4 protein-coding genes and 2 pseudogenes are annotated in these 4,671 nt (G+C 50.0%); 3 read left to right on the top strand and 3 right to left on the bottom strand.

The window, feature by feature from the left end; translation table 11 throughout:
* The 3 genes and pseudogenes from ACTHTQ_RS11090 to ACTHTQ_RS11100 form a co-directional block, all read right to left on the bottom strand.
* Positions 1–77: pseudogene (locus tag ACTHTQ_RS11090) on the bottom strand (helix-turn-helix domain-containing protein); the annotation flags it as partial.
* A 214-nt stretch (positions 78–291) separates the two neighbouring features.
* Complete coding sequence (locus ACTHTQ_RS11095) at positions 292–1,224, bottom strand: AEC family transporter (protein ID WP_440363949.1); 933 nt, start codon at positions 1,222–1,224, stop codon at positions 292–294.
* 94 nt (positions 1,225–1,318) lie between these two features.
* Complete coding sequence (locus tag ACTHTQ_RS11100) at positions 1,319–2,650, bottom strand: YadA-like family protein (protein ID WP_440363950.1); 1,332 nt, start codon at positions 2,648–2,650, stop codon at positions 1,319–1,321.
* A gap of 308 nt (positions 2,651–2,958) precedes the next feature.
* On the opposite strand from ACTHTQ_RS11100, the gene ACTHTQ_RS11105 reads away from it, so the two are divergent.
* From ACTHTQ_RS11105 to ACTHTQ_RS11115, 3 genes and pseudogenes are all read left to right on the top strand, one after another.
* A complete protein-coding gene (locus tag ACTHTQ_RS11105; protein WP_049329687.1) occupies positions 2,959–3,714 on the top strand; it encodes a GNAT family N-acetyltransferase in 756 nt (251 codons plus the stop codon).
* A 59-nt stretch (positions 3,715–3,773) separates the two neighbouring features.
* Positions 3,774–4,523 carry a lysophospholipid acyltransferase family protein gene (locus tag ACTHTQ_RS11110; RefSeq protein WP_440363951.1) on the top strand — a complete coding sequence of 250 codons (750 nt, stop codon included), beginning with the start codon at positions 3,774–3,776 and terminating at the stop codon, positions 4,521–4,523.
* An 18-nt stretch (positions 4,524–4,541) separates the two neighbouring features.
* Positions 4,542–4,671 (top strand): annotated as a pseudogene (locus ACTHTQ_RS11115) (helix-turn-helix domain-containing protein); the annotation flags it as partial.

Below are 4,671 nucleotides of genomic sequence, written 5' to 3' on the forward strand. Positions count from 1 at the left end.
TCCTTCCCCTGCGTGTAGGCCAGCCAAATGGCTTGGCGGTGGTGAGGGGTGAGACGGGTGTTTTTGTGCATGTTCATATTTCAGTATTCTCCTGGAAATACTGTAAACAACGCTACTAGTTTCTACAATTTATATTGAATGAATGTTAGGCGTAAGGATACACGCAGCAATCAGCTTTGTATAGTTTTTTAATTGTTTAATTAATTGATAATAAAAGTTATTTTCAAATTTAAAATAACAAACAGGCCGTCTGAAACATAATGCCAACGTTTCAGACGGCCTGCCCTTTTCTTAAATAATCCAACGATATAATGCAATCATCACCGGCATGGTTACCACACAAAGCAAGGTTGTCAGCCCATAAATCGCGCTGGCTTTTTGGGCATTTTTACCGTAAACAACCGCCATTTGGGTAACTGTCGAGGCGGCAGGCGAAGTCGTTGCCAAAAAGCTGATTAAAACAACCGTATCCGCATGCGCATCATGATGGGCAAAACCGCAGACTTTAACGGCAAAAAGCAATAATACCGGAATCAAAATCAGCCTTAAAAAAGCAACGAGATAAAGCCTCGGTGTCCACATAATCGAGCGCAGCGGCAAAGAAGCCAAAAGCATGCCCGCCACCAACATGGCAACCGGGCCAATCATGCTACCTACCGTCGCCAAAGTATTATCAATAATATGCGGCAGCTTAATCTGAAAGATAAACATCAGCAGCCCGACCAGCATGGATAAGATGTTGATATTGGTGAAAATGGTTTTCCAAGCCACATTGCCGCGGCCGCAAATCAACAGGCGCAGATGCGTCCAAAACAAAAACGTCTGCACCATGATAAAACCGCTGGTGTAAATCACCCATTCCGCACCAAAGACCGACATCACCAAAGGGATAATCAGGTTGCCCGAATTACTGTACACCGTCGCCGCGTGTTCAAGCGCATCGAGTTTGAACAAGTGCTTAAACAACCTGCCCAAAACAATCAACACCACATGGAAAAACACCGCCAGCATGACGGAAAGCTTCAGCCCTTCAATAATCTGCGGCGTATTGTCCATCTGAAAAGCATGAATCATGACGGACGGGCTGATCAGGTAAAGCGCGATAACGGAGAGCGTAAAGCTGTTTTCCGATTTCAACAGCCCGGCCTTCACCAAGGCCACGCCCATCAAAACAATCAGAGTCAGCTCGGTGATTTTTCCGGCAAGCAGGAAAGAGGTTTCCATAATAAAAAAAGCGACAAAAACGTTAATTTTACGCTTCTACCGCTTGGCATGCCAAATTCAGACGGCCTCAACATTCAAGGCCATCTGAAATTTTCTACCACAGATAGGTTACGCTGGCTCCACCGCCTGCACCACCCTTAGATGCGCCAACAGCCGAACCTTTCACCAGCCATTTGCCACTGGCGGATACTTTCGATACTCCGACAGCAAAACCGGCCTTTCCGCGCCAAACGCCGCTGCCAATGGATACCGCACCCTGTCCCGGCTGGTAAGCTTGTCCCAGATTGCCCACCGCAATCGCAGCGGCAGAGCCGGCATCCGCACGGTCTTCCAGTTTTTTCATTTCTACGCGTGTTTCAGCTCGTATCTGATTGATTTGAGCAGCCACCGCCGACTCTTTTTGCTGACTGTCGGCCTGCCATCTTTCCGCAAGCCTTTTAACCTGAGCCACATTTACCGCATCCGTATCCTGAGTACCGGCAGCCACATGGGTAATTTGACGGCTGTCCTTTTCATTGCCAACCGAAACCGCGCCCAATGTCGATTTCCATGCCGTTTCTTCAGATTGACTTGCCGACTGTGTCGCAAAATCATAGCCTGCCTGCCCTGCAGCCGAATCTGCGATGCTTTGCGCACCCAGAGCCACCGCTTTCTCGGCTTTACCTTTGGCTTGGAAACCGAGCGCCAAAGATTTCTCTTCCAAAGCCGATGCGCCGCCGCCGACTGCGGTACCACCTTCTTTACGCACGCTGGAGCTGGTACCGACAGCCAGACCGTTCAAGGCCGTGGCGGAAGACTCTACACCCAAAGCCACACTGTTTACGGCATTCGATACCGCACGCGTACCGACTGCCACTGCTTGATAACCTTCTGCTTCAGCAGCCGATGCTAGTGCAAGTGATTGAGTCCCACGTGCTTTAGCTCGATCACCTAAGGCCGTTGCACTGAGCGCATCCGCCTCACTATCTCTGCCGATAGCTACTGCATCAATATTACTTGCCTGCGCGCCATTACCTACCGCAACGGCACGCAAAGCCGAAGCCTTGGACAGCAGGCCAACTGCAACAGATTGACCGCCAGAAGCAGCTGCTGCGCCACCGACTGCTACATCATTTGTTCCCTTGGCATGGGCCCGAAAGCCAACCGCCACCGACCGCAATGCCTCCGCCTTGGATTCGCCACCCAAAGCAGTTGCGCTCAAACCGGAAGCGGCAGAATCATAACCCAAAGCAGCCGCCTTATAGCCGCCTGCTTTAGCCTTGTCGCCAACTGCAGCGGCATTTTCGCCCGATACGGATTCTTTACCGACAGCCAAAGAACCCGTCTTGTGCATGGTTCCGGCAACGATACCTCCGTCCGCATACGCAGTACCGAAAAAAAGCGCTAAAGCCAAACATAAAGAACTGAGCGATACATTCAGTTTCATCTTTATATTCTCCATTTTTTAAATATTAAAAATATCCCATTCAATCATATTAATACTTTTGAACTAGTTATATTGTATATATTTTTATTCTCATATTAAATAATTCGGATAAATATTTTGATTTATGTCATAAATTTCAAACATCTTGGCAAATGTTCTTGGCCATCTTTCTAAACAGCCATCAGTTTCAGACGGCCTGAAGCCTTTTTCCAACAACCCGACATAATTTGCCCTACCGCAAAGCAAATCAATATAAATCTGTCCTTATATCCGCTATAATCAGCCATTTTCTTCAAACAGGAAACATCATGTCCCCCAGCCGTTTCAATCAAACGGGCCCCAAAATCGGCCTGAGCGTACGCCTTGCAGAAACCCAAGCTGAAATCGAAGCCGCCCAAAGATTGCGCTATCAGGTTTTTGCCCAAGAGTTGGGGGCGGAAATCGAAAGCGATGACGGCCGTGATGTCGATCCTTATGATGAGCATTGCCACCACCTGCTTGCCTTCGACGATGCAACCGGCGAAGTTATCGGCTGCTACCGCCTGATTACCGAAGAAACCGCGAAAAAAGTCGGCGGCTGGTACAGCGAGCATGAATTCGACCTTGAGCCTTTGAAAGACATTCTGCCGCAAACCGTCGAACTCGGCCGCGCCTGTACCCACCCGGACTACCGCAACGGCGGCTTGGTCATGCTGTTGTGGACCGGTTTGGTCAAATTCATGAAAGACGAAAACCTGCGCTTTATGATTGGTTGCGGCAGTATCGAAATGCGCGACGGCGGCAACGATGCGGCGGGCTTGTATCATGCTTTGAAAGACAAATACCTCGCTCCGGAACAATGGCGCGTCAAACCGCTCAACCCGCTCAAATGGGACAGCATCACGCCGTCTGAAAATCCGCCTGTACCCGCACTGATCAAAGGCTATCTCAAAGCAGGCGCGTGGTTTTGCGGCGAGCCTTGCGTCGATGAAGCATTCAACTGCGCGGATGTGCTGATCATGATGGACATCAGCCACCTTTCCGACCGCTACTTGCAGCGTTTTGCCCCTAAAACCGATTCATAATAAAAGGCCGTCTGAAACTTCAGACGGCCTGCCTAATCTTTATAAAAAAAACACACACAATGACCGCCAAAATCCGTTTTATCTTCCGTCTTCTCTGTATTGCCGGCTGCCTTTTGTACGGCATGGCCGAAATGTTTTTTCTGTTTCCCTTTTACAGCAGCAAACGCAAACTGCGCGCAATCCAATTATGGTCGCTGCGCGTGCTTGCTTCCTGCGGCATGAAACTGCAAACCTTCGGCACGCCGCCGCAAGAAGATCGCGGTCAGCTGATTATCAGCAACCATATTTCATGGTTGGACATTATGGCGGTCAACGGCGCTTTTCCCGGCCGCTTTGTGGCTAAAGACGATGTGGCCAAATGGCCGGTGGTCGGTTATCTCGCCACACAGGCGCAAACGGTTTACGTCTCGCGCAACCGCGGCATCAAAGGCAATTCCGCCAAAATCGCCGGCGTAACCGAAGCACTGAAAAACGGCGATACCGTCACCATTTTCCCCGAAGGCACCAGTACCGAAGGCCGTGAAATCCTGCCGTTCAAACCCAGCTTTTTTCAGACGGCCTATGATGCAGGCGTACCGATTATTCCAGCACTCTGCCGCTATCCGAATCCGAACGGCAGCAGCCCTAATCCGCACACTGCCTACTACGGTGACATCAGCCTCTGGCAATCCATCTGCATGGTCATCAGCCAGCCTTCCAGCACGGTCGAGCTGCATTTCCTCGATCCGATTGAAGCAGGAGAAGACCGCTACGCTACCGCGCTTCACGTACACGCCCTGTTGAGCGAAAAGCAAAAACAGTTGGGCTGATCAAAAAAGGCCGTCTGAATGTTGAACTGCACCCCAAAAGTTGGACATCCCCTCCAACTCACAAGGTGCAGTTTTTTTATGAGCAAATATACATTACACTTCAAATACCAAGCCGTACTCCACTACCTGCATATACGCAGCCAGCAGC

The organism is Neisseria sp. P0020.S003 (assembly GCF_051957095.1).
Lineage (GTDB): Bacteria > Pseudomonadota > Gammaproteobacteria > Burkholderiales > Neisseriaceae > Neisseria > Neisseria subflava.